The sequence below is a fragment of the Natronorubrum sediminis genome (assembly GCF_900108095.1).
Taxonomy (GTDB): Archaea; Halobacteriota; Halobacteria; order Halobacteriales; family Natrialbaceae; genus Natronorubrum; species Natronorubrum sediminis.
Genome location: NZ_FNWL01000001.1, coordinates 50308 through 72796, shown reverse-complemented (window position 1 = coordinate 72796; position 22489 = coordinate 50308). Strand labels below are relative to the sequence as shown.

The 22489-nt window shown below is 59.7% G+C and carries 21 protein-coding genes; 12 read left to right on the top strand and 9 right to left on the bottom strand.

From position 1 onward, the window contains the following. Positions 1 to 20 precede the first annotated feature (20 nt). Positions 21 to 305, bottom strand: coding sequence for a DNA-directed RNA polymerase subunit L (locus BLW62_RS00350; protein WP_090503356.1), 285 nt, complete (start codon positions 303 to 305; stop codon positions 21 to 23). Positions 306 to 424: 119 nt separating this feature from the next. On the opposite strand from BLW62_RS00350, the gene BLW62_RS00345 reads away from it, so the two are divergent. The 4 genes from BLW62_RS00345 (at position 425) to BLW62_RS00330 (ending at position 5823) form a co-directional block, all read left to right on the top strand. Beyond that, complete coding sequence (locus BLW62_RS00345) at positions 425 to 2272, top strand: rhomboid family intramembrane serine protease (RefSeq protein ID WP_090503350.1); 1848 nt, start codon at positions 425 to 427, stop codon at positions 2270 to 2272. Positions 2273 to 2553: 281 nt separating this feature from the next. Continuing rightward, the gene (locus BLW62_RS00340) at positions 2554 to 3321 is read left to right on the top strand and encodes an ABC transporter ATP-binding protein (RefSeq protein ID WP_090503346.1); all 768 of its coding nucleotides are present in this window, start codon (positions 2554 to 2556) and stop codon (positions 3319 to 3321) included. Further along, positions 3311 to 4582 carry an ABC transporter permease gene (locus BLW62_RS00335; protein WP_090506361.1) on the top strand — a complete coding sequence of 424 codons (1272 nt, stop codon included), beginning with the start codon at positions 3311 to 3313 and terminating at the stop codon, positions 4580 to 4582. Before BLW62_RS00340 ends, BLW62_RS00335 begins: the two co-directional genes overlap by 11 nt. After that, positions 4579 to 5823 carry an ABC transporter permease gene (locus BLW62_RS00330; protein WP_090503339.1) on the top strand — a complete coding sequence of 415 codons (1245 nt, stop codon included), beginning with the start codon at positions 4579 to 4581 and terminating at the stop codon, positions 5821 to 5823. The genes BLW62_RS00335 and BLW62_RS00330 overlap by 4 nt, the downstream gene beginning before the upstream one ends. A 95-nt stretch (positions 5824 to 5918) precedes the next feature. Here the strand turns inward: BLW62_RS00330 and BLW62_RS00325 are convergent, their stop codons facing one another. Then, positions 5919 to 6563 (bottom strand): METTL5 family protein, encoded by a 645-nt coding sequence (locus BLW62_RS00325; protein WP_090503335.1) that lies wholly within the window; start codon positions 6561 to 6563, stop codon positions 5919 to 5921. A 182-nt stretch (positions 6564 to 6745) separates the two neighbouring features. Here BLW62_RS00325 and BLW62_RS00320 point away from each other — a divergent pair, with 182 nt between their 5' ends. Next, positions 6746 to 6913 carry a zinc finger domain-containing protein gene (locus tag BLW62_RS00320; protein ID WP_083687676.1) on the top strand — a complete coding sequence of 56 codons (168 nt, stop codon included), beginning with the start codon at positions 6746 to 6748 and terminating at the stop codon, positions 6911 to 6913. A 138-nt stretch (positions 6914 to 7051) separates the two neighbouring features. On the opposite strand, the gene BLW62_RS00315 is transcribed toward BLW62_RS00320, so the two are convergent. Both BLW62_RS00315 and BLW62_RS00310 read right to left on the bottom strand, forming a co-directional pair. Beyond that, on the bottom strand, positions 7052 to 8086 hold the full coding sequence (locus tag BLW62_RS00315; RefSeq protein ID WP_076577854.1) for a cell division protein FtsA: 1035 nt from the start codon (positions 8084 to 8086) through the stop codon (positions 7052 to 7054). Between the two features lie 96 nt (positions 8087 to 8182). Then, positions 8183 to 9094: a cell division protein CdpA domain-containing protein gene (locus BLW62_RS00310; RefSeq protein ID WP_090503330.1), complete on the bottom strand. Its 912-nt coding sequence runs from the start codon at positions 9092 to 9094 to the stop codon at positions 8183 to 8185. 223 nt (positions 9095 to 9317) lie between these two features. On the opposite strand from BLW62_RS00310, the gene dph2 reads away from it, so the two are divergent. The 5 genes from dph2 (at position 9318) to BLW62_RS00285 (ending at position 15058) form a co-directional block, all read left to right on the top strand. Beyond that, positions 9318 to 10367, top strand: coding sequence for a diphthamide biosynthesis enzyme Dph2 (gene dph2 / locus BLW62_RS00305; protein WP_076577849.1), 1050 nt, complete (start codon positions 9318 to 9320; stop codon positions 10365 to 10367). Between the two features lie 224 nt (positions 10368 to 10591). Further along, a complete protein-coding gene (locus BLW62_RS00300; RefSeq protein ID WP_090503324.1) occupies positions 10592 to 11278 on the top strand; it encodes a DUF7344 domain-containing protein in 687 nt (228 codons plus the stop codon). A 139-nt stretch (positions 11279 to 11417) separates the two neighbouring features. Next, positions 11418 to 12251 (top strand): MBL fold metallo-hydrolase, encoded by an 834-nt coding sequence (locus BLW62_RS00295; protein WP_090503320.1) that lies wholly within the window; start codon positions 11418 to 11420, stop codon positions 12249 to 12251. Positions 12252 to 12320: 69 nt separating this feature from the next. Continuing rightward, complete coding sequence (locus BLW62_RS00290) at positions 12321 to 14063, top strand: hypothetical protein (RefSeq protein ID WP_090503317.1); 1743 nt, start codon at positions 12321 to 12323, stop codon at positions 14061 to 14063. 62 nt (positions 14064 to 14125) lie between these two features. Further along, positions 14126 to 15058 carry a phosphoribosyltransferase HisG-related protein gene (locus tag BLW62_RS00285; RefSeq protein WP_090503314.1) on the top strand — a complete coding sequence of 311 codons (933 nt, stop codon included), beginning with the start codon at positions 14126 to 14128 and terminating at the stop codon, positions 15056 to 15058. A gap of 277 nt (positions 15059 to 15335) precedes the next feature. Here BLW62_RS00285 and BLW62_RS00280 read toward each other — a convergent pair whose 3' ends face one another. Next, positions 15336 to 16373 carry a tyrosine-type recombinase/integrase gene (locus BLW62_RS00280; RefSeq protein WP_090503310.1) on the bottom strand — a complete coding sequence of 346 codons (1038 nt, stop codon included), beginning with the start codon at positions 16371 to 16373 and terminating at the stop codon, positions 15336 to 15338. Continuing rightward, complete coding sequence (locus tag BLW62_RS00275; protein ID WP_090503305.1) at positions 16366 to 16755, bottom strand: DUF5805 domain-containing protein; 390 nt, start codon at positions 16753 to 16755, stop codon at positions 16366 to 16368. The genes BLW62_RS00280 and BLW62_RS00275 overlap by 8 nt, the downstream gene beginning before the upstream one ends. Before the next feature lie 1376 nt (positions 16756 to 18131). Here BLW62_RS00275 and BLW62_RS00270 point away from each other — a divergent pair. Together BLW62_RS00270 and BLW62_RS00265 are read left to right on the top strand one after the other, a co-directional pair. Beyond that, the gene (locus tag BLW62_RS00270; RefSeq protein WP_090503302.1) at positions 18132 to 18491 is read left to right on the top strand and encodes an enoyl-CoA hydratase/isomerase family protein; all 360 of its coding nucleotides are present in this window, start codon (positions 18132 to 18134) and stop codon (positions 18489 to 18491) included. A gap of 55 nt (positions 18492 to 18546) precedes the next feature. Next, on the top strand, positions 18547 to 18786 hold the full coding sequence (locus BLW62_RS00265; protein WP_342706815.1) for an enoyl-CoA hydratase/isomerase family protein: 240 nt from the start codon (positions 18547 to 18549) through the stop codon (positions 18784 to 18786). Between the two features lie 127 nt (positions 18787 to 18913). On the opposite strand, the gene BLW62_RS00260 is transcribed toward BLW62_RS00265, so the two are convergent. The 3 genes from BLW62_RS00260 to BLW62_RS00250 all read right to left on the bottom strand — a co-directional run bounded on the left by BLW62_RS00260 (position 18914) and on the right by BLW62_RS00250 (position 22488). After that, the gene (locus BLW62_RS00260) at positions 18914 to 19147 is read right to left on the bottom strand and encodes a transcriptional regulator (protein WP_090503294.1); all 234 of its coding nucleotides are present in this window, start codon (positions 19145 to 19147) and stop codon (positions 18914 to 18916) included. A 240-nt stretch (positions 19148 to 19387) separates the two neighbouring features. Then, entirely contained in the window at positions 19388 to 20803 is a 1416-nt protein-coding gene (locus BLW62_RS00255) for a class II fumarate hydratase (RefSeq protein WP_090503290.1), read from the bottom strand. 86 nt (positions 20804 to 20889) lie between these two features. Further along, positions 20890 to 22488 carry a PH domain-containing protein gene (locus BLW62_RS00250; protein WP_090503286.1) on the bottom strand — a complete coding sequence of 533 codons (1599 nt, stop codon included), beginning with the start codon at positions 22486 to 22488 and terminating at the stop codon, positions 20890 to 20892. Between the last annotated feature and the right edge of the window lies 1 nt (position 22489).

Sequence of the window (22489 nt, the reverse complement as noted above, 5' to 3'; positions counted from 1 at the left end):
ACCTCGAGAACGAGACGAAATTACGCGGCCGCTTCGAACGTTTCGCGGAAGGAGATCGCTTTGTCGCGAACGTCGCCCGCAGCGTCCTCGAGCGTGTCGATCGGGTCGGCTCCGGAGACGGTCTTGAGCGTGAGAATTGGCTCTGTCTGCCCACCCGACTGTTCGGGGTTGACGTCGTACGTTGCGGCGGTGACGTCGTCGTGTTCGAGCAGCGTTCCCTTGAGCACGTTCATGAAGGTGTGATCCTCGCCGGCGATTTCGATCGAGAGTTCGTTCTCGCTACTCTCGGTGACCCGCAGTTCCATAGTCTCCGTTCCGGCCGTCAGCCGCTTGTACCTTTCTGTTCACCCTCGAGGCTCGAGGCCGCTCGAGTCGGCATTCCCGGAATGTAAATCACTATACAGCAGGCCCCGAACCGTTGGGTATGTTGTCGATCGGAACGCTCTTCGCGATCATCCTCTCCGTACTCACGGTGGGGACCATCCTCGCGTCGGTGGTAATCGTCGATCGGTTGCACGATTCCGAGGAGGGGTGGGTAGATAGTGCCCGCTCGAGGCTCGTGATGGGTGTTCCGTGGGGGTCGCTGATCGTCATCGGACTCGTCTGTGGCGTCTACTTGTTCGTCCAAGACAGCATCTCGTCGATCAACGATCCGGTGACGATTCCCTACCGTGCGTATTCGTACTTCTACCCCCTGGGGATGCTCACGTCCTCGTTTTCACACGCGTCCGCGAGTCATCTCATGGGGAACCTCGCTGGTGCGATGGTGCTCGCCCCGATAGCGGAGTACGCGTGGGGTCACTACCCGAACGAACGAGCGACGGAGCGGTTCTCGTGGTGGCCGACCACCCCCTGGATCCGGGCGGTGGTTGTCTTCCCGCTCGTCGTCGTCGGTCTCACGCTCGTGACGAGTCTCTTCGCGCTCGGACCGGTGATCGGCTTTTCGGGAGTCGTCTTCGCCTTCGCCGCGTTCGCGATCGTGCACTATCCGATCGTCTCGCTCGTCGGCATCCTCGGCGTTCAGGGGGCGCTCGTGACCACCTACCAGGCGCTCCAATCGCCGATCGGCGTCTTCGTCGCCCAGCCCAGTCCGCCGTCGGCACCCTCGTGGGCCGGAATCGCGATACAGGGCCATGCACTCGGGTTCTTCCTCGGACTCGTTCTCGGTATCGGGCTCCTACGCCTTCGAAGCCGACAGCCTAACGCCCGCTGGGTCTGGCTCGGCGTCCTCCTCTTCGCGTTCGCACAGGGACTCTGGCAGATCTACTGGTTCGGCGGCGAGAACGTCTACTACCTCTTCAGAGGGCCCGGTGTGTTCCTCGTTTTCGTCCTCGCGCTCGTGATCACCGTCGCCATCGCCGGCTCCGAGAAACCGATCGTGCCGGGACGGCTCAGGTCGCGAAGTAGTCCCACCGACCGAAATCGCTCGAACGGCCCCCTCGAGCGATCGCTCGAACTCGCCCGCCGGTCTGGCGAACGTGCCCCATCGCCGACCGGCCGACTCGAGCGAATCGAAACGATCGCCGGCGGGCCGAGCTCGAGCGGCCGAAGTCGGTTCGCGACACTCGGGCAGCGACAGACGGGAACCGTCCTCGTCGTCGTCGTGCTGGCGATCCTCGCGGGTATGGCCGTTCCGGTCAATCTCTTCGTCCTCGAGGATGCCACACCGGAATCCGACTCGGCCGTCGAAATTGAGGACTACACGGTGCAGTACGCCGAGGACGTCGAAAACGAAATGACGACTCCGTTCGCCATCGGTCCGCTTCAGGACGCCATTTCCCTCGAGTCGAGTGGCGTCATCGTCGCGAGCGAGGAGCGACAACTCTGGTCCGAAGCGATTCCCGCACAGAACCTCGAATTCTCCGGCTCCGATTCGGTCGACGTCGGCAGCGTCGGGTGGCGAGAAACCGTCCACGTCGAACGCACCGGCTGGGAACCGGTCGGTAACGATTCCGTCTATCAGGTCGAACTCTGGGCGGACGGCGAGGATCCCCAGATGGCTCACGAGTCGAACGAATCGCGAGCAGACGTCCAACTCGAGGGCCAGAACGTGACGCTCGCGTCGACGGACGGGACGTTCGAATTCGTCGTCGAATCGACCGAAACAGGCGATGTCGAAACGACGCCAATTCCGGACGGCAACGAATCGACGACGGCCGGCACGCTCACGTTCGAACGCGAGAGCGATACAGACGACGATGCGGCCGAGACGATCTATGCAATCGCCGACGGGACAGAGGTTGCTGTGGCGAGCGAAGAGACGTACGAGTAGGGGGCTCGAGTCACCTACGTGAAGGTTTGATTGAGGGTCATATAATCGAAATATTTCATCTTCGAACACACTCACAGGTACAGACACATTTCTTTCGCCGATATTCATCGGTATCGAATCGAACGCGTTTGCTCTCGAGATGGTCGTGAATCGATTACAGTAGCCGTGAAACCGACAGTCGTCGCAATTGGAACGATCGTTAACGGCAACGTGGCTGTGAGAAGTCGGCGGGAAACAATAGCCGACTGCGTCGGTCTTCTGCGTGAGTTGACTCTGGATCGATGAGCAAGCACACGCTGCAACAGGACGCGCACTCGACCGACCGACCGCGTACCGACGAGGCCGAGCTACCGACTGCCGTTCGTCTCGCGGGCGTCACCCACGAGTACGGCTCGAGTGGGGCTCGCGGAGCTTCGGGGCCTGATCGGACCGTAACCGCGCTCGAGGACGTGTCGTTCGACGTCCGCGCCGGCGAAATCGTCGGCTTCGAGGGGCCAAGCGGCAGCGGAAAGTCGACGATCCTACACGCCGTTTCGGGGCTATTAGTCCCCTCTTCTGGAACCATCGAGTTGCTCGGAACGCCACTCGAGGGTCGTTCCAGTCGGCAGCGAACCCGGCTTCGACGCGAGCACGTCGGCATCGTGTTTCAGCGATTTCACCTGCTCCCCTCCCTCTCTGCGCGTGCGAACGTCGCGTTGCCACTCGTCCAGGCGGGACTGCCGAGAACCGTCCGTCGCGAGCGGGCCGAAACGTTGCTCGAGCGCGTCGGGCTCGCCGAACGGATCACCCATCTACCGGGAGAACTCAGCGGCGGCGAACGCCAGCGCGTCGCGATCGCGCGAGCGCTCGTGACCGACCCGGACGTCATCGTCGCCGACGAGCCGACGGGCGAACTCGATACCGAAACTGGCGCAGACGTCCTCGAGTTGCTGACGGATATCGGCCGTGATCGGGCAGTACTGGTCGCCTCCCACGACGAACCGACGCTCGCCGTCGCCGACCGCGTAATCACCCTACGCGATGGACGGGTGGTTTCCGATGGCAGCTGACGACGCCTTCGAGTCGAACGAAGACGGCACGCGGCGCTCGCGGTGGCGTGGAATCCTCGGCGTCTCGGTCACTCGGCTGTGGAAGCGGACCGTCCGAACCAAGTCGAGTCGGGTCCTCGCGACCGTCTGTGCCGTCGCCCTCACGATCGCCCTGCTCGTCGTCGTGACCGGCGTCGCACTCGGACTCGCCGATGGCGGCGCTGTCGACGACGCCGATGCCGACGTACAGATCGTCCCCGAGGAGAGCGGCACGCTGTCGGCCGTCGACGGCGTCGAGGGGCCTCGCCTCGGTGAGACGAACGATCGGGCGGAGACGATTCGCGAATCCGACGGTGTCGATCACGCCTCACCCGTCCTCATCGAACCGGTCGAACTCGAGTCCCCGAGTGACGGCGAATCCGAGACGGTCCTTCTCGTCGGTGTCGATGCAGACGACGAACATCGAACCGTCGGCGGACTCTCGACGGCCCAGTTAGCGGGGGGTGACGACGGTGGCGACAACGAATCGGACGCCGTCTCACAGGATGACACCATCGTCCTCTCCGAACCGGCTGCAGACCGACTGGATGCAGCGCCCGACGACGACATTACCGTTGGCCCCTCTCACGTCCCAGCGGACGTTCCAGCCCCTTCGATGACGGCGACTGACGTCCAATCGACCGACGACGAAACGCCGGTCGCACTCGTCGACCTCGAGCAGTTGCAGACGCTCTCGGGTGCCGACGACGACCAACTGGCAGATCAGGTCCTGGTGTGGGGCGACGACGATGCAGCGGCGTCCGCTGCTGACGACGAGTATCCCGACGCGGCGGTCGAAACCCACGACGGAACCGACCCGTCTGCACTGTTCAGCGACGGACTCGCGTTCGCGACGAGCGTGCTCACGTTCGTCATCGGGATCGCAATCTGTGCCTCCTTCGTCGCCACGACCGCCGGGATGACCGTCACCGAAGAGAGGCGGACGCTCGCCGTTCTCGAGGCCGTTGGCTACCCCACGCGGAGTCGCCTCTCGATCGTCGCTGTCTCGACAATGCTGACGACGATCGTCGGTGCACTCGTCGGCATCGTCCTCGGCATCGGTGGCATCGCGCTCGTCAACACAATCGCCACCGCGACGATTGCCCCCAGTGCCGTCGCCATCGTTCACCCAATACTCGTTCCCTACGCACTCGGCGTCGCCCTCGTCTCAGGGCTCGTCGCGATTCCCTACCCGCTCGCAGTCGCCGCGCGCACCTCCGTCCTCGAGGAGGTGGGACGGTGAGGCTCCGTCGGGCCGGCAGACGACTGCGGGCGGTGGTCGGGCTAGCCGTCTCGCAGCTTCGGCGCTCGCCCGGACGAACTGTCCTCACCGTATTCGCCGTCGCGCTCGCGGTCCTGTCGGTGACGCTTCTCGCCAGCCTCGGCGTCGGCGTCGTCGAAACGGGAGAGGACGGCCTCGACAGCTCCAGTCGGGACATCTGGATCTCGAGCGATCCGATCGACCCGTCAGCCAGCGGCACCGAAAACCCGATCGTCGGCGCACACACCGTGTCTGCAGAGGTAAGCGAGCGTGAGGACGTCAGCTCCGCCGCACCGCTCGCGATGCACGACGTCTACATCGGAACGTCACCGGACGACCTCGAGCGAACGTCGGCCGTCGGCGTCCACGAGACCCACGACGGGTTTGGCTTCGAGGAGGGGGAAGGGTTCGAAACCGACACGAACGCGTCCGACGGTGATGGGGTTGCCGACGAACGGCCAACCGACCCGGACGTCGAAGAGATCGTCCTCGATCCCGATACTGCCGAGGAACACGACGTATCGGTCGGTGAGACGGTCTACGTCGGGACGGCTCGAGAGTCGGCACCGAACTACGAGTTCACCGTCGTCGGAATCGCCGAGTACTATTCGCAATTCCTCGGGTCGGACACCGAAGCGATTCCGTTGGGTGATCTCCAGGCCCTCGGCGGAACGGCCGGAACCGATCGAGCGACGTTCATCACCGCGAGCGTCGCCGACGGTGAGGATCCAAACGCCGTCGCAGCCGAACTGGACGACGACTATCCGGAGTACGACGTTCGAGCCAACGACGAGCAGGTCGGGGCAATGATCGAAGAGCGACCGCTCGTCATCGCGAGCGGCACGACGCTGGTCGGCCTCGCGCTCGTCGGCGGAATCGTCTTGACGGTTAATCTCTTCGCGCTGGTTGCCTACCAGCAACGCGACGAACTCGCTGCACTGCGAGCAATCGGCCTCTCTCGGTGGGTACTCGCTGGAACCATCGCCGTCCAGGGGTTCCTCATCAGCCTCGTCGGTGGCGTGTTCGGGCTCGCGTTGACTCCCCTGTTCGCCGCGGGACTCAACCACCTCTCGGCGTCAATCGTCGGCTTCGACGAATTACTGCGAACCCCACCTGAGGTGTACCTCCTCGGACTCACTCTCTCGATTGCCCTCGGAACGGTCGTCGCCCTCGTCACCGGCTGGCGTGGCGCTCGTTACGCTCGACTCGAGCACCTCGAGTGACGCCCGCGTCACCGCCAGTCACTGGTCGCCTGTCGTCCCTCCTCGTGGGACCAACCCTGTTCGCGGGACAACCCTGCCCGTGGGGTCGTTCCGGCTCACGCCCACTCGATCCGGAACACTTCCGCCTCGAGCGTTCGCTCGCCTTCGGTATGAAACTCGAATCGCTGTTCGATCGGGAACTCCGCGCGAAACGCGTGCGTGACGTCGCCGCCCTCGTCCGCCGCGAACGACTCGACGAACGACTGACTCCCCTCGTTGTGGATCGTATACGAGACGTCGGCGATCGACCGAGCCGTCTCGAGAAACGCCCGATCTGCGTGGCGATTTCCCCGTTGTGCGCCGAACGGTGGATTCGAGAAGACCGTGACCGTAGCATCGCCCACAGGTTCCGACACGGGTGGTTGCGTGGCGTCAGCACGAACCCACTCGAGGAACCCCGATTCTCCCGCGGCTTCGATTCTGGCTGCGTTCGACCGTGCAACGGCGAGCGCGTCGGGATCGACGTCGATACCGACCACGCGCTTGGCTCCCGAAAGCGACGCCGCGATCGCGAACATTCCCGTTCCGGTGCCTAAATCGACGACCCACCCCTCGAGATCCCCGGAGAGTTGGGCCTGATGACAGACGTGGGCGGCAATCTCGGGGGGCGTGAGGTACTGCTCGAGTTCGACGGATGGCTCGGCAAAATCGTCGAGCGTCTCGAGTGCTCGAGCGAGCGATCGGCGCGACGGGCCGGACATGCGAATCGATTCGGACTCGAGCGTGATAGCCCCCTCGGAATTGGGACCGGCAGGGAGATGTTCGACCGTCGACGGAACGTCTTCTGATAGCCCATCTGACGACCCGATTGTCGAGTAACGTGAAACATATTGAAGTTGGTATGTTCGAATAGAGTTAAGGATAATCCGTGTGACGTGCAGGTATGGAGTGTCCACGCTGTGAGGGGGCGTTAGAGGAACTCTCGTTGGGTGACGTCTCGACGGTGTCGTGTCCACACTGTGAGTTTGCGGACGTCCCGGTCGATCACATCCCCGAGGGAGAGGAACCGGAGTCCTGGCGAGACGCGTTCCACCGATTTTACGATCAGTAACCGAACTGTCGAGACGCGCCCGTGACTGTCTAGGCAGTCGTTTGACGGTGTGCAACTGGTAGTCGTTCGACGGTGTAACCTACCGCGAGAGTATTCACTTGCGAGGAACTTTGCTCCAAAGAAAAACTGCAGCGACCCTTATTCGGCAGCCGCTTCTGCTTCTTCTGCGTCGTCGTCTCCGCCGTCGTGGTCGACGTCTTCGTCGGAACGGGCGGCCACGAGGCCACCACGGGCGACGCTGTAGAGGGGTTCGTTCGCGTGGGAGACGTCCCGAATCGAGAACGGAATGTTCGCGTCCTCGAGGTGGTCACGGAAGAGGTCCTCGAAGCCACTCGGACTCGAGGTTCCGCCCGTGACGACGACGGGGACGTCCAGTCCCTCTTCGACGTCTTCGTCGTCGACTTCTTTGACGATGTTCTCGATGACGTAGTCGAGCAGGTTCTCGTAGTAAATCGAGAGTGCACCTTCGACGCCACCAACGTCGGTCGTGAAGTCGAGTTCGAAGTCGTCTTCCTTGATGGAGGTGACCTTGTCGACGGGCGTGCCCGTCGCGCGGGCGGCCTGTTCGTCGACCCAGTCGCCACCACGAGCGACGGAGAACTTCATGACTGGCACTGCGTAGTACGCCAGACAGACGTTCGTCATCCCGGCACCGAAGGAGATGCCGAGGCCGGTGAAGTTGTTGTCCGCGAGTTCGGAGTAGATGACGGACATCCCTTCGTTGATTGGTTCGGAGTCGTATCCCATGTCGTTGAGGAACGACTCGATCGTTTTCTGGTGATACAGCGTCGAGAGATCCGAGTCGATCGGATCTGCGGGCGAGGAGAAGTACAGTTTCTCGTCAGGATAGGCTGGCTCGCCGACGACCTGTTCGATGATGAGCTTCATCATCGGAATCGCACTCTTCTCGTCGTTCGAGAGAATCCCGTGTTTCATCGGGCGGCGTGTCTCCTTGTTGAAAATGTTCGCAAAGTTAAGGGCGTCGTCACCAACGACGTACACCTTGTCGTCTTTGCGAATGTGGAGTACTTCACTTCGCGAGAGCATTTGCTCGGCCATATCCGAGTATTCGATCTCTACGAATGAGTTGCGCTGTTGCACGAAAACCGTGTCGTTCCCATCCTGCTGTGCTGACAGGATGTTCATCGTCCCAACGTCTAGGCCTTTCGCCATAGTTGGGCAAGGCGGCCGACGGAATATAAATCTATGTGAATTTCTTACATCTCAACGTGTGAATTATAAGCGGCAATTACCGCCAGTATCAGATGATTACCTGCGGGTAAGGAGGCCTCGAAGCCGATCGAGTAGTCCGGAGATCGCCGATCCCTCGTTCTCGGCCGTTGCCAGTTCTTCGTTGCGCTTTTGCTCGCGAAGTTCCTTCAACTTCGACGTCTGGTCGTCGACCGTCGAACTCGAGGTCGTCGTCTTCGTTTCGCCGCCTTTCAGTCCCTTCAGACCTGCAACCTGCGCGTCGACACCACTCGAGCGTGCGGTCTTCGTTCCGACGTCCGTATCGACCGAGACGTCCTCGAAATCGTCACTCGAGAAGTTCAGTCGCTTGTGCTCGGTTTTCTGGACGCCACCCCACGAGAGTTCGACATCTTCCATCGCCTCGTCGATATCCCGCCGGACGTCGGCGTCGGAGAGTTCGTCTTCTTCGTCGTCCTCGCCGTCGATATGAACCGTCTCCGCCTGACGCGCGAGGTCGAGGTAGTGAGCGACGAGCGCCGCGCCGGTCGAGGCGATGAGTCCAGAGAGCCCGAGCGCGTACGTCGCGACGACCTCGATGGTGTAGTCGACCTCGCGAACGAAGTTCCAGTGCATCGGGTAGGCGTAGACGAACCCGATGACTGCACCGATGGTGATCACCGCGCCCACGACCGAGGTGTACAACACTTTGCGCTCGGCGGGCAACAGGACGACGATCCCCAGCATCATCGCGGGAAGCGAAAGCATTCCGAGTGCGTACGCCGACTGAATCCAGTCGTAGTACGCGCTGTCTAAGGTGTGGACCTCGTGCGTGCTCCCCCACAGGAAGAGTACGAGGGCCGTCACCGCGATCCCGATTCCACCGAAGAAGAGGCCGAAGCCGACGTAGACGTCGGTTCGCTCCTCGGGTTCACCGATGTATCGACGATAAAGGTCGAAGAGATACCCATCTGCAGGCTGTTCCGCTGGCATTAGCAACCCGTTTATACTCCAGTACTATGACTGTTGGGTCGACTTACCAGTTATATATCAAACTAGTTTTTCCGTGATTTGATCCCCGTTTCGTCTGTCACGTTCCCATCTGACCCGACACTCAATTCGTCTCGAACGACTGGTCTTCGTCACCGTGTGGCTCGCTCGCCGCTGTATTTTCGACAGCGTGCAGTATATACGTCCGTGCACGCTACACCGGACAATGAGTCACGAGTCGGAGTACACCGAGGGTGACCTCCGAAACACTGGGATGCGTCTCAAACACGACCGGGAGTGGGATTACGAACTCGAGCAAATCGTCGACGCCATCGACGAGCGAGATGCGAAGAAAGTTGGCCTGCAGTTTCCGGAAGGGCTGAAACGTCGCGGCCCGGCCGTCGCGGACGATCTCCGTCAGTTGGCCGACGACGACGTGACGTTCATGCTCTCCGGGCAGCCCTGTTACGGCGCCTGCGACCTCGATACGTTCCTGATGAAACGAACGGACGTGTTCGTTCACTTCGGGCACTCGCCGATGAAGAACACGGACAAAGTAATCTACGTCCCGCTGTTCTCGAACGTCGAGGTCCAGCCGATTATGGAGGAGGCCCTCGAGACGCTCGAGGACCCCGCGGAGACCGAAGACGTCGGACTCGTCACCACGGCCCAACACATGAATCGCTACGAGGAGATGACCGACTTCCTCGAGGAGCGAGGCTACGAGGTTCATAGCCGTCGTGGCGACGACCGACTGACTCACGAAGGGCAGGTGCTTGGCTGCAACTACGCGAGCGCGGACGTTCCCGCGGATCAGGTTCTCTACGTCGGCGGCGGTAAGTTCCACCCGCTCGGACTCGCGATGGAACACCCCGAGAAACACGTCGTCATCGCTGATCCGGTGAACAACGTCGTGACCGTCGCGGACACGGAGAAGTTCTTGAAACAGCGCTATGCGTCGGTCCACAAGGCGATGGACGCGAAGAAGTGGGGCGTCATCTTCTGTACCAAGATCGGCCAAGGGCGGTGGGAACAGGCCCAGCAGATTCTCGACGACAACGACGACGCCTACCTCATCACGATGGACGAAGTGACCCCTGATCGCCTCCGAAACTTCGACATGGACGCCTTCGTCAACACCGGTTGCCCGCGAATTACGACCGACGACGGTCCGCAGTTCCACAAGCCGATGCTCACCCCCGGCGAGTACGAGATTGCCGTCGGCAACAAACCACTCGACGAACTCTCCTTCGACACGTTCCACGGAACCTGGTAAGCAGACGATATCGCGGGTCTTTCTCGGGACGTTGCAATCGATTATCCCCATCTACCTCGGAGAATCCGTTTGCCGAATGTGAGAGTATCCGGCACTACTCTTTCGTGGATCGCCAGAATGTTGTCGAATAGTGAACGAATGTGCCAGTGAACGTCGTAACCATAGGTTGACTCCAAATAAATTTGGAGCAGTCCTTTTGCACGTATGGTGCCCACGAGTAATCGATGAGTAATTCAGACGTCGCTGGACGATCGACGCGGTCTCGAGACGTGGTCTTCGGGGTACTCACGAACGAGACGCGCCGTCATCTCCTTCAAATTGTCCGGGATCGGTCACCGACTGGGATCTCGAAACGTGCGCTTGCGCGAGAACTCGCCGCCGTACTCACCGACGCCGAACCAGCAACGGTAACAGATGCCGAACTCGAGCGAACGCTCGTCGAGTGTCACCACTCCCACCTCCCGTACTTGCTAGATTCTGGGCTCGTTGTCGAAACTGATTCGGATACGGTTGCCGCGGGCGACCACTGGGCGTTCGACGACCCCGTGGTCCGGACACTCCTCGACAACCAAATGGACTCGAACGTCGTCGAGACGCTCGCTAGTATCCTTACGGACCCACAACGACGAACCGTGCTGAGCGTGCTCGCGAACTACCAGAAGCCAGTTTCGACCGATACGCTCGCTCGAGACGTTACGGGGCGAGAGATGAGGGACACAGAAGCCATCGATTTCCAAGAGCGCCTCGACTATGTCCTGGCTGCACTCGTCCACGATCACCTGCCACGATTGCAACAGGCTGGTCTCGTCAGAACGGACGACCAGCGGGATCAAATCTCCTACGAAGGCGGATCACAGCTACGCGACACGCTAGTCACCACAACCGCCTCCTGCGAACCCGTCGTATCGTGAATACCGACCGTCGAAATAACGCACAACCGCCAGCGACTGTCACAGGTCCCTCTTAAATTCTACTTGCCGTCGCGTGGAAATGCCGGGATACGCTACGGAGACAACAACACTTACCCACTCACTCCTCGCATCGGTAGGTATGATCCACAGCGACTGGGGAGACTGGCTCCTCGAAGACGTTGCAGACGCATCGCCCGACAGCGTGGCAATCTGGTACCTCGGCTGTAACGGGTTCGTCCTCAAAGGTCACGACGGTACCACGATCTACATCGATCCGTATCTCGGGCTAGGCGATCCACCCCGAACCGTTCGGATGATTCCCGTACCGTTCGATCCCGCCGACGTCACATCGGCTGACGCCGTGTTCGCCACCCACGAACACTCCGATCACGTCCACGGCGAGAGTCAGGCACCGATTCTCGAGCAAACGGGTGCAACCTTCTACGCACCGGATGACAGCCTTGAGGCCGCTCGAGACGACCAGGAGTGGGCCACCCGCTGGGACCTCGACGACGACCAGTTCGCCGAAGTGGCCGAAGGAGACACGCTCGAGGTCGGCGAGTTTACCGTTCACGTCGAAGTGGCGAACGACCCCGATGCAACCCATCCGGTCAGTTACGTCTTCGAGCACGACTCGGGAACCTTCTTCCACGGCGGCGACACGAAGCCCTCCGACGAATTCGACCGAATCGGGAGCGAGTACGACATCGACCTCGGCGTTCTCGCGTTCGGTACCGTCGGTCAGATACCTGATAAACAAACCCGCGAACCGTCCCGAACTCGCTGGTACAACGACGAGAACCAACTCGTCGACGCCGCGTCGACGCTCCGACTCGAGCGCGTCCTTCCAAGTCACTGGGATATGTGGCGTGGCCTCACCGCTGACCCGAAATCACTTCATCACCACGCGGCGAGTTTTGAGTACCCTCGACGGGTCGAACTCGCCGAAATCGGCGACCGGGTCGATCTCTGAGACTGCGACGTACACCAAATCTGATACTGTCCGTATCATTTATAGTAATGGTGTGGTAACGTTGGCGTCATGAGTAGCACCGCCGACACGGACGACGTGATCGAGGTCTCTGCCGACGGGTTATCCGTCCGAAAATCGTTCACGGCGGACGAATTTCCGGTCCCTGCGATCAAATTCGAAATCGAATCAGAACGGGAGGAACCCGTTACATTCCGCCTCTCTGAATCGATTCCGGAATCGTTCCCGATGGATAGGGTCGGATTTCACCCAGACTACGATAGCGACAACTGGACTGCCTTTCAAGACAACCACGTCGAATTTACCGGAGCCGTCGACGCAACCGACGACTTGCTCACGGTATACGGAATTCGGATCGACGACGACACGGACATTGGTGCGTTTCTGACGGACCCAACGATCGTCGAAGTGAGTTCTGAAACGACCGATTCAACCGACTCAGAAGCCGATGTCGTGGAAGACGATGTCATCGGAAGCATCGTCTCACCGGACCGAAATCAGGCGGTCAAAGATCTGATTTCCGGGGATACAGACTCGGTTCCCGGCCTCGAAAACGAGGACACTGATTCTGAAAGTCCCATCGACGAAGACGATCACAGCGAGGCCGATCCAGACGAAGAACTCGATCTGTCACTGGGGACAACGGACGAAGACGACGAGGACGTCGACACGGACGAACGTGACTCTAACGAGGACGCTCCCGATATCGACCTCGACTTCGAAGAAGACGATATCCCGGCTGCTACTGAGGAAGACGACGAGTCGGAGCTCAAACTCGGTCTCGACCACGAAACCGACACGAACAACGCAGACGGGGACGACGCCGCCGGCGACGAAGGAGAGACAGCCGAACCAGCAGAACCAGCCGAACCAGCAGAACCAGCCGAACCAGCAGAACCAGCCGAAGAGCCCGAAATCGCCCTCGATCTCGAGGAAGAAGAGAACGAAAGCGACGACACAGCCGAAGGCACCGACGACGACACAGCCGAAAACGCTGGTGAGGACACAGCCGAAGGCACCGACGACGACACAGCCGATACTGAGACCGACATGGCCGATTCTACTGACACAACGGCGCCCGTTGAAGCGACTCAGACCGACACCGAAGCGACAGACGATTCCACCGAACGCACAGACGCGGTTGCACTCGAGGGCACCGTTGGTGCGACACTCGCGGCGGAACTTCGCGACGGCAAAATCGACGACGACGACCTCGACGTGCTCCAGGACGCACTAGATCTCGAGCCAGCGGGAGCAGACGTTGCGAAATTCGACCACCTCCAGTCTCGCGTCGAAGAAGTCGCCGCCTACACCAACGCACTCGAAGAGTTCCTCGACGAAAACGGGACTGGGACGCAACTCATTCAGGACGTCCAATCGGACCTCGAATCGATGGAATCGGAACTCGAGCGCATGGACGAGCAAGTAACAGCGAACGACCGTCAGCTCACGGATACCGACTCCGAACTCGAAGCCGTCTCGGCCGACGTCGACACGGCGTTGTCGGGTCTCGAATCGCTCGAGTCCGACGTCGGTACGGTAGAAGCGGAACTCGAAGAGACGACGGACAATGTGTCGGCCGTCGAGGACGACCTCGAGACAGTTTCGACCGATGTTTCGGGCCTCGAGAGCGACGTAGACAGCCTCGACGACGATGTTTCGACGGTAACCGACGATCTCGAGACGGTGACGGACGATGTCGACGAACTCCAAGCGGACCTCGAAGACGTTCGTGGTGATGTCACCGATATTCAGGAGTGGCGTGACCAACTCGGTTCGATGTTCTCTGACTGATTTTCCCCAGTCTGGCTTTCGAAACGCAACGCGTTTATCTCTCGGTACGCGAGAACTCGTCGATGGGCGAGACGATCCCGATTGCGGTTCCACGAAAGGGGCGGCCACTCGAGTCGGTCCTCGATCGATTAGCACACCGACTCGACATCGCCGACCTCGCGGACACGATTACGTCGACGCTTCGTCACGAGAAGGCACTGACGAAGGGAACGATCGAGCCAGCAGACGGACCCGACGAACACGTCTACCATCGTCTCGCAACCTATAGTTCCGTCGAGGATCCAACCGAACCCGAGTACACGCTCTTGAGAGACGACCGTGACGGCAAACCTCGTCGAATCGTCTTTGACAGTGTCACGATTCCACTCACTGATGTCGACGATATCTCCGACGACGTCTCGATTCAACTCGTCGGACGAGAGGAGCCGTTCCGTGCGCTTCGCACCCACGAGTTCGCACTCGGATTCGACAGCGCCGACCTCGTCCTCGAGGAAGTCGTCGAACTTCGTCCGGAGCCACTCGAGAGCTTAGCGGATATCAACACGCGAATCGATCCGTCGGACACCCACGTCCAGGTGGTCACCGGACTCGGCGACACCGTGTATCACACGCTGATGGCTACCCCCGACGTGTCCTCGGACGGGTCGATCGACCGGACGTTCCTCGAGCAATACGAGGGCCCGTTGTGTATCGAACCGCGCTACGAGCGACTCGTACAGGCCGTCCTCGGAACGCACGTGCTCGAGGGAGTTCACTTCGAATACCCCCAATCCGGTCGTGAAGAGGAAGCAGCTATCGCCGACACCGGAATCGGCGTCTACCTCACGGTAACGGGGTCGACCGCTCGAGACCACGGTCTCTTGCTCGGCGAACAACTCTTCCCGAGCGAAACCGTCCTCCTCGAGAGTTCCCCGGAAGTGACGGACACCGTCGAACGGGTCCGGTCGCTGTTCACCGGACCCGACCTCGAGACCGAACTGACCCTCGAACCGTAGCAACACAATTTTCGTCACAGTTTCGAGCGGTGACTCGAGAGTTCCGACTCTCTCGTCGCTGGTGTCCCAATTGTATATAGCGACATGCGATTTATTAGTCCAGCCTCGGACGCGATATAGGACAACGATAGTAGTAATTATATGTGGCACAGAGGCTCAGTCTCCGGAAATCGTGCCGATGAGAACAGCGTCCGTCTGCGTGTTTGCAATAGCGTTCCTCGCGTCTCGGGGTGGTATTCAGCGGCGAACACAGGAAACGATAATTGACGACCGAGCCCTATCGACGAAGCGTGTAGATGTGCTCGAGATACGTTTCTCGAACGCGATCACCCCAGTTGTGAGTGTACGTATCGATCACGTCACTGGCGACGTCACCGCGAAGGTATTGGACGATACCCCGGTCACCCGTTCGATCGCGAAGGTGAGTCGTGAAGAAGTGACGAAAGTAGTGGGGAGTGACGTTCTCTGCGGCACCACCGCCCGTTCGATACCAGCCGTAGGCTCTCGCGTACTGCTCGACGACGTGATGGACGATATTCGGCGTCAATCGCTCACCCCAACTGCTGGCTGTCCCGACGAAAAAAGGCTCCGACGCAGCCGGTGAGGCCGAGTTCGAAGCGACGTCCGGCCGAACGGCGAGCCACCGAACGAGGACGTCTTTGAGCTCCGAATCGATCGGTATCACCGTTTCCCGTTTCCGTTTATTCGACGCGTTTCGGCGTTCCCCACCCGATTCCTGGCCGTACGTGTGCTCTGTCGCGATAAACAGCGAGTCAGAGCGACCCGAGATATGGGCTCGAGGCTGCCAGGTTCGAGCCTCGTGCTCGAGATTGACGTCGATCAGATCGAGGTTGCAGAGTTCCCCCGCTCTGATACCCGTTTTCAAGAGGACGAGCACGATTGCCTCGTGCAAGGGATGGTGAATCTCGCCGACGAACGACCGCATTTCGGGGAGCGTCACGTCGCGACGCGTCGGGTTCGATTCGATCGACTCGTTCATCTCCTCTAAGACGACGGTCATGGGGTTCGCTTCGGTGTGTCCCACTCGCTCGAGATAGCTGTAAAATCGGTTCAGATACGACGCGTACGTCGCGACAGTGCTGTCAGAGTGCGTGGAGCGGAGTTCGTGTACCCACGCCATACAATCCCGATAGCTGGCCGCTGGCGGCGTCTTATCGAAGCGTTCCGCAAGAAATTGCTCGTAGTCCGTGAGCACTCGTTTGTAGGCTGTTGCCGTTCGTTCGTTACGCCCGTGGTGTTCGATGTCCTGGAGGAAGTACTCGACCGTATTCGGTTGTTGCTGGCCCTCACTCATCGTTCGTCACCACGTAGCCGCCCTCTCGGCCGCTGTATCGAACCAGATTGTCGTCCTGTAGACGCTGGATCTCGGCGTCGAGTTCGGCCTCCACGTCGTCGACCAGTGCTTCGACGAGTCCGTCCCAATCCAGCGCGCCACTTCGCTGTAACACCTCGAGAATGCGGTCTGCAAAGTCTTCGTCAGCGGGTGCGTTAGAACCTGATTCAGTTCCCCCCGAGTCACCTGCCGAAGGGATCTCGAATTCACTCCGCCCAGCCTGGACCATCGTCCTGACGAACTCGCTTTGACTCATCTCGAGATCGTCGGCCTGGTCGCTCCAAATTTCCTTTTGTTGTCGAGGAACGTATGTTTTCACAGCGACGCGGTCGTCTTCAGCCATGGTCGGCGCAACTCAGCGGGCACACTTCAATCTATCCCACTATCACAAATAAGGGCATTTATTTGGGCAATTGATACTCTCAAAACCGACGGGCAAGTAGATTATATTCATTAGCAGGTCCACCAATAGCGACCAAATAGTGTTACTTACACAGATAAAGAATCGCGATTCGAACTGATCCGAATACGAAGTGTGATAAATTGGCAGATTTATTATGCTACTATCGAGTCGGTCTGTACCCTCATTCAGTTGCTGGGAATCAATCGAAATCCATGGTCGAAGTACAGCCACATCCGGCAATATTTGATTGCCATCTTCCCGGGGCAAACCCTTGGGGTAACGCCCGAAAAACACCCTTGCAAAACAATATAATTCCTCCCCATCCTAATTGTAAAATTCTTAGGGAAGAGTGCTTATCGTCACCATGGACCACTCCACAGACTCTCGGTCTTACTACAATCCAGACGACTTCGAATGGGTCTCCTCGAGCGAGGCGAGGGCACAACTCATGGCCCGATCAAACGAGAGAATCGAACGGTCGAAAGAAAACACATCGGTGTGAGATCTTTGAAACTGAGATGAGTGAACGATGCTACGTGGTACGCGTCGGGGTGGTAAATCGACTCGAGACCTACCGAACCAGAGTTGGGCCAGCACTCGAGGAGTCCCTGTGAATGAATCGAGTCTTTTTCACTACCCCGTCAACGTCACCGACCGGCACTGCTGGCAAATTGTCTTCCTATCGCGGAAACGACGATAGAAAGGCGCTGATCGGTCGATTCGTGCGCTCGAATACGGTGTGGGGTACTGGCCATGAGGGACTCGAGAGCCCCGTTTCTAGTCCGAAGGGGGAAATGGACGCGTAACCATCAACAATCGATTCCGTGGCCACTCACCGGTCTTGGGCAGGTATCTGACCACGAGAGTGCTCTTGGTCGAACGACTGGTTTCCGGAGTCGGATACACCCCGACTAACCGACTCGAGTCGAGTGGACGTATCCATCAAAGCGACGGCTCACACTGTTGAATTAGGGGTGGACGGTCGCCTCAGTAGTTCGTGAATGGGTCTGGGACCGTGACTGATTATTGGTTGTGGGTGTGGGACAGGTAGTGTATCGACCGAATTTTTCGTGTCGGTCAGAGAATGTGGACCACTCGCGGAAACTACCTGCCTTCGACCCGAACGACGCCTCGAGTGGGCTCCCCCGTATCAATTCACGAAGAAATTAGTGAGTATAGGCGTAGTGAATATGTCCACAGAGTGCGGCCGACGACAGACACATATACTGCATTTCGCTATACTGAAAGGACGGTGGTATTGTAGACGAGTACGGAAGTCACCCACTGTTATCTCGGCCACTGTGAATTGAACACGTATGGCTTCGTCAACACTCATCGAATCGGACGTCACCGACGGAATTGCGACGATTACGCTGGCGCGTCCAGACAAACTCAACGCGGTGAATCTCGAGTTACTGTCCGCTCTCAGAGACGCTCTCGTCGACTTGTCCGAGGATGCGGTCGACGGTCTCGTCCTGACTGGGGCCGGTGACGTCACCTGTGCCGGCATGGACAGGGACCTCGTCGCTGACCCAGCGTACGGCGAAAAGTACGCCGACGAAATTGGCGAGTTGACCGGTGAAATATACTATTTTCTCACCTCGAGACCGTATCCGATCGCCGTCGGAGCGCGGTGCACTCATCGGTATCGGATTCATTCTCTCGTTGCGGTGTGACTTCCTCGTCGCCGGCGAAGAGACAACACTCGCGATGCCGGAGGTTTAATTCGGTATCGCGGCCTCACATTCGATTCCCTACCTCGAGGCGATGGTAGGCTCTCGAGTCGCGAAAGAAATCGTACTCACCGGCGAAGCCGTTTCACCAGAGCGCGCACGGGCGCTCGGACTCCTCAATCGAGTCGTTCCGGACGAGGACGTCGAAGCCGAAACTCGAGAACTCGTGGGCGAAATCGCGGAACACGATTTGGCTGTCGTGCAGGAACTCAAAGGAGAAGTGGCCGACCCAGCGTAATCGGAACGTCGTCTGAAAGCGAATTACTCCGGATCAGTGGTGCACTCGAGAGCGAATCTGTCGCCTGAGAACGCCCGCCGAGACGGACTGTCGCGTGGAATACTCACTCAGTGTATAGCGCACTCACTCAGTGTGTAGCGGTTCGAATGTCTTCAACTCGAAAGAGGTCCTCTTGGAGGCCACCGCCGTCGCACTCGACGTCCGGACAGTCATAATGCCAACCATCTTGTGTCGCGTCGGCCTCTCGGAACCGATCGCCACAGACCTGACAAAAGAGTTGGCCCTTCGTGCACGTATCACGGTGCAATTCGAGTGCGAGTTCCGTCTGAAACGACTGGTTACAGTCGCGACAGGTGTGCATATTTTGTCTGACGCGAGCCCCCGTCAAAACTGCTTGGATTTTTTATTCCGACGGAGATTACCGTGATCTGGGCCCACTATGTCGTTTTATTGGCTATTACTCGTGAAGAAAGAACGTCAGAATATACCGAGTATTCGGTAACGAGTGGGGCGGTAACTGTCACGTCGGTCGAGGGAACTGTTTTCGCTCGAGAAAAATGCAGATATGAGACAACGGGTAAGTGTTGGTTCCGCTCAGGACTCAGTCGTCCTGGCCGAGGATCCCGCGTTGGGACATTTTGCGGGGGTCGAGCACTTCGTCGGCTTCTGCTTCGTCGAGATAGCCCTTCTCGAGGACGACCTCACGGACCGTTTTGTCCTCTTTGAGCGCCGTCTTCGCGACCTCGCTGGCTTTGTCGTATCCAATGTGGACGTTGAGCGACGTCGCCATCGCCATCGACCGTTCGACCTGGTCCGCACAGAATTCGCGGTTCGCTTCGAGTGGGTCGACGAAGCGGTCGGCGAACACCTGACTCGAGTTCGAGATGAGTTCGGCGGACTCGAGGAAGTTGTGTGCGAGGACGGGCTTGTAGAGGTTGAGGTCGAGTTGGCCGTCTGCAGCGCCGGCGGAGACGGCGGCGTCGTTGCCGATGACCTGTTTGTGGACCTGATTGACGGCCTCGGCGACGACGGGGTTGATCTTGCCCGGCATGATCGACGATCCGGGTTGATTTTCGGGCTGTTCGATCTCACCGAGACCGTTTCGCGGTCCGGAAGCCAGCAGTCGAAGGTCGTTGGCAATCTTGTTCAGCGAGCCGGCGATGACGCGAAGCGCACCGTGGGCCTCGCTCATCGCGTCGTGTGCGGCCTGGGCCTCGAAGTGGTTATCGGCCTCGCGGAACTGGACGCCGGTCTCTTTCGTGATGTACTCGGCGACGCGACCGGGGAACTCCTCGTGCGTGTTGAGGCCGGTTCCGGTTGCCGTGCCACCGAGTGCGAGTTCGGCAAGGTGGTCGCGAACCTTGTCAACGCGGGCGAGTCCCTTCTCGACTTGTGTACGATAACCCCCGAACTCCTGACCGAGGGTCACGGGAGTCGCGTCTTGGAGGTGCGTACGGCCGGTTTTGACTACGTCGTCGAACTCGTCTTCCTTTCGCTCGAGCGCCTCGCGGAGTTGATCGAGTGCCGGGATGACGTCCTTTTCGACGGCCTCGAGCGAGGCGACGTGCATCGCGGTCGGAATGACGTCGTTGCTCGATTGACCGTAGTTGACGTGGTCGTTCGGGTGGACGACGCGGTCGCCGATTTCCGCACCTTTGAGTTCGGCGGCGCGGTTGGCGATGACCTCGTTGGCGTTCATGTTCGAGGACGTGCCAGAGCCGGTCTGGAAGACGTCGACCGGGAACTGCTCGTCGTGTTTGCCGGCGATGACCTCGTCTGCGGCCTCGACGATCGCATCAGCAACGTCGTCTTCGATGAGACCGAGGTCGCGGTTCGCCTGCGCGGCGGATTTTTTGACGACACCCAACGCGCGAACGAAGCGTCGGCCGAACGAGATGCCCGAGATGGGGAAGTTCTGGATCGCCCGCTGGGTCTGTGCGCCCCAGTAGGCGTCTTTGGGTACCTCCATCTCCCCGAGACTGTCCTCCTCGACGCGGAACTCGTCATTGTCTGCCATACGCGACTCGTCTCGGTGAGTCAGGTAAAACCCACCGAAACGAACCTCACTTGCAGGTCACGCGATCGAAAAACCGTCCGAAACGATCAGATTCCGTCGGCCGGCGACGTCTCCACACCGTCGCGAGTCCGCTCGTGGAGACTTCGCTCGAGTCGGTTGCGACTCTCGTCGTGAACGTCGCGAGCGTCCTCGAGGTCGATGTCGACGATCTGTGGCGTCGATCGAGAAAACGTTCGCGAACTGGCCGTATCGACGACGAGCGTCGCCAGATCGAGGCGGCGCTGGAGGAGCGTGCGGTTGGTCGTCAGCGTCTGGATTCGGTAGTAGGGGATGACGGTCGTCGTTCGGTTCCAGAAGCCCCGCCGGATGACCAGGTGATCCTCGCCGAGATAGTAGGACATGTGCTTCCACTTGAGGTGGGCCGCTGGTGGAACTGCGAGAAAGGCGAGTCCCGCGAAGTACCACTGCTCGAGGGCGGTCACCTGAGCCGCGACGAACACCGCGCCGACGAACACCGTCGCGAGAATGGTGTATCGTGCGAGGTACCGTCGGCGAGCGATCGGCGGATGGTCTGTAAATGCCGGCCGCTCGATTCCGGTGACTCGTTCGGCGAATCGGTAAACTCGACTCTCGGTCGCGAACGGAACGGTTGGTTGACTGCCGCCGCTACTTTCGGGGCCGTACCCCGCCGTCTCGACCCAGAGCCCGGCGTAGCCGAGCGCCCGCTGGAGCGGATTGTCCGTAATCGACACCGACTGGACCTTATCGATCGGAATCGAGCCGCTGTAGTGTTGGATCAGGCCGTGTTCGTAGACGTAGTCGTCGCCGGCGCGCGCTAACTGGAAGTCGTAGTATCGCGCAATCGTGAACAATCCGCTAAAGAGGTACGCAGCCAGCGCCCACGGAACGACGACCAAGACGGCTTGGAGGAGGATCGAGAGTTCGAAGAACCCGCTCGTGAACACGCCCGATCCGCCGTCGGTAAAGAAGACGAAGAGGATTACCGGCAACATGACGCCGCTCAGGCTGAACGCCGTGGTGCCGTAGAGCAACAGTTCGCGGGTCTCGAGTTCGAACAGTCGCGTTCGTTCGACTCGGTGGTCGTCAGTTGCTTCGGTCTCGATCCCAGAATCCGTATCAGAGCCGGTGACGCGTTGGGTCTCCGTGCCGACATCTGCATCGACCGCTGGTGTTTCAGTGGCTGATTCTGTACTCGAGACCCGTTCGTCCGACGCTGCTCGCTCGGATCCGGATTCGGCCGTCAGTCGGCGGACCTCGGTGCGGATTCGCTCGGCTTCGTCCTTGGTGACGAAGCTTAGGGTCGCCTCGGAGGCCCCGCCACCAGCCGTCTCGAGGGAGACCACGGCGACGCCGAGTAGTCGATGGAGCAGATCCTGTCTGAGGTCGACGTTCTGGATTCGGCCGTAGGGAATTTCTCGAGACTGGCGCGCGAAGACGCCCGAGGAGACGTCGAACGTGTCCGGAGAGAGTTCGTACTCGAATCGATAGTAGGTTGCAATTCCGTGGGATACACCCAGAACGAGTCCTATCGGAACCAGTGCGTAAACCGCGTTCGTGCCGAGCGGGTCCGCGAGGAACGAGACGGTGAGAAACGGGAGGAAGAAGCCAATGATCGCGCCGCTGACGGCGTTTGAGACGGCGCTGAGTGGATGGAGTCGATTCATT

Excerpts from the sequence above, each read along its gene's own strand:
- BLW62_RS00315 (WP_076577854.1), bottom strand. The coding sequence starts at position 8,086 with ATGGCGAAAGGCCTAGACGTTGGGACGATGAACATCCTGTCAGCACAG.
- BLW62_RS00270 (WP_090503302.1), top strand. The coding sequence starts at position 18,132 with ATGGCTTCGTCAACACTCATCGAATCGGACGTCACCGACGGAATTGCG.
- dph2 (WP_076577849.1), top strand. The coding sequence starts at position 9,318 with ATGAGTCACGAGTCGGAGTACACCGAGGGTGACCTCCGAAACACTGGG.
- BLW62_RS00345 (WP_090503350.1), top strand. The coding sequence starts at position 425 with ATGTTGTCGATCGGAACGCTCTTCGCGATCATCCTCTCCGTACTCACG.
- BLW62_RS00290 (WP_090503317.1), top strand. The coding sequence starts at position 12,321 with ATGAGTAGCACCGCCGACACGGACGACGTGATCGAGGTCTCTGCCGAC.
- BLW62_RS00260 (WP_090503294.1), bottom strand. The coding sequence starts at position 19,147 with ATGCACACCTGTCGCGACTGTAACCAGTCGTTTCAGACGGAACTCGCA.
- BLW62_RS00295 (WP_090503320.1), top strand. The coding sequence starts at position 11,418 with ATGATCCACAGCGACTGGGGAGACTGGCTCCTCGAAGACGTTGCAGAC.
- BLW62_RS00325 (WP_090503335.1), bottom strand. The coding sequence starts at position 6,563 with ATGTCCGGCCCGTCGCGCCGATCGCTCGCTCGAGCACTCGAGACGCTC.
- BLW62_RS00350 (WP_090503356.1), bottom strand. The coding sequence starts at position 305 with ATGGAACTGCGGGTCACCGAGAGTAGCGAGAACGAACTCTCGATCGAA.
- BLW62_RS00300 (WP_090503324.1), top strand. The coding sequence starts at position 10,592 with ATGAGTAATTCAGACGTCGCTGGACGATCGACGCGGTCTCGAGACGTG.
- BLW62_RS00335 (WP_090506361.1), top strand. The coding sequence starts at position 3,311 with ATGGCAGCTGACGACGCCTTCGAGTCGAACGAAGACGGCACGCGGCGC.
- BLW62_RS00320 (WP_083687676.1), top strand. The coding sequence starts at position 6,746 with ATGGAGTGTCCACGCTGTGAGGGGGCGTTAGAGGAACTCTCGTTGGGT.
- BLW62_RS00255 (WP_090503290.1), bottom strand. The coding sequence starts at position 20,803 with ATGGCAGACAATGACGAGTTCCGCGTCGAGGAGGACAGTCTCGGGGAG.
- BLW62_RS00340 (WP_090503346.1), top strand. The coding sequence starts at position 2,554 with ATGAGCAAGCACACGCTGCAACAGGACGCGCACTCGACCGACCGACCG.
- BLW62_RS00280 (WP_090503310.1), bottom strand. The coding sequence starts at position 16,373 with ATGAGTGAGGGCCAGCAACAACCGAATACGGTCGAGTACTTCCTCCAG.
- BLW62_RS00275 (WP_090503305.1), bottom strand. The coding sequence starts at position 16,755 with ATGGCTGAAGACGACCGCGTCGCTGTGAAAACATACGTTCCTCGACAA.
- BLW62_RS00310 (WP_090503330.1), bottom strand. The coding sequence starts at position 9,094 with ATGCCAGCGGAACAGCCTGCAGATGGGTATCTCTTCGACCTTTATCGT.
- BLW62_RS00285 (WP_090503314.1), top strand. The coding sequence starts at position 14,126 with ATGGGCGAGACGATCCCGATTGCGGTTCCACGAAAGGGGCGGCCACTC.
- BLW62_RS00250 (WP_090503286.1), bottom strand. The coding sequence starts at position 22,488 with ATGAATCGACTCCATCCACTCAGCGCCGTCTCAAACGCCGTCAGCGGC.